The organism is Terrimonas pollutisoli (genome assembly GCF_029360765.1).
In the GTDB taxonomy this organism is placed as follows: Bacteria; Bacteroidota; Bacteroidia; order Chitinophagales; family Chitinophagaceae; genus Terrimonas_B; species Terrimonas_B pollutisoli.
Genome location: NZ_JARKNA010000056.1, coordinates 1 through 1,315, shown reverse-complemented (window position 1 = coordinate 1,315; position 1,315 = coordinate 1). Strand labels below are relative to the sequence as shown.

General features: G+C 47.1%; 2 protein-coding genes. Both read left to right on the top strand.

What is annotated here, in order from left to right; genetic code table 11:
- Positions 1-705: tyrosine-type recombinase/integrase (locus P2W73_RS26325; RefSeq protein ID WP_276505092.1), on the top strand; the 705-nt coding region annotated here is incomplete at its 5' end.
- Positions 705-1,315: IS91 family transposase (locus P2W73_RS26320; protein ID WP_276505091.1), on the top strand; the 611-nt coding region annotated here is incomplete at its 3' end. The genes P2W73_RS26325 and P2W73_RS26320, both read left to right, overlap by 1 nt.

Sequence of the window (1,315 nt, the reverse complement as noted above, 5' to 3'; positions counted from 1 at the left end):
GAACAGGTGCTCGATTACCTGCATCTTGTTAAGTCCAATGGTTCGCCATCTGCCACCTTCTTTAAATTTACCGTATATGGTATGCGCTATGCCTGCAAGTTGCGCGGCTTGCCCTATCAACAGTTCAGTCTTCCCTCTATTGAGCGTCCTAACAAGCTTCCGGTAGTGCTTAATGGGGATGAAGTAAGAGTGCTCATTAAGGCATGCGATCTGTTAAAACATAAACTGTTGATATCGCTATGCTATGGCTGCGGCCTCAGATGTGCCGAAGTAAGACAACTACAATTAGGCGATGTAGATACCGTGAGAGGTATGATACATGTACGCCAGGGCAAGGGTAAAAAAGACCGGATGCTGCCGATGGGCAGTATGCTGGCACGGGGCATCAGCAAGTATATACAGGCAGAGAAGCCCCGGCTATACTTGTTTGAAGGCAATGACGGGAATGTTTATTCGCAGCGGGGTGCACAATGGGCCCTTACACAGGCTGTAAAAAAAGCAGGCATTGCAAAAGAAGTATCCCTGCATACGTTAAGACATACTTATGCAACCCATCTGCTGGAACAAGGCGTAAATATTCTTACCATCAAAGAACTGTTAGGTCATGCCCACATCGATACTACGATGATTTACCTGCACCTGGCAAGACCGATGCTTACGATGGCCTTTAGTCCATTGGATACGCTGTATAATCAAAAGCCGTAGTGGTTGCTAAAACAGAAGTGGCCGATGTGCTGGATGCGCATTGGACACAGGTGGAGCAACTGGCAACCATCAACAGTTGGCAACTGCGTACCCTTAGTGCGGTGCGGCGATGCCGCACTGCTGCATTGGGCAGTCATGCAGATGGCTGCACCAGTTGCGGTCACCTGCGCATCAGTTATAATAGTTGCCGCAACCGGCACTGTCCTAAATGCCAGGGTAAGCAACGTGAAAAATGGATAGGTGCAAGAGAAGCAGAACTGCTGCCCGTGCCTTACTTCCATGTAGTGTTTACGTTGCCCGATACACTGAACCAACTGTGCTTGCATCAACCAGCTATCATGTACAATATTTTGTTTGATAGCGTATGGGCTACCATTAATTGTTTTGGACATGATACAAAATGGCTGGGTGCACAAAGCGGTATGATTGCCATATTACATACCTGGGGACAAACGATGACACTGCATCCGCACCTGCATTGTATTGTACCGGGTGGCGGATTAACCAAACAACATAAATGGCGTACGGCAAAGTCGGAAGGAAAATATTTGTTTAATGTAAAAGCAATGAGCACGGTGTTCAGAGGTAAGTTTATTGGGCAGCTAAAAAA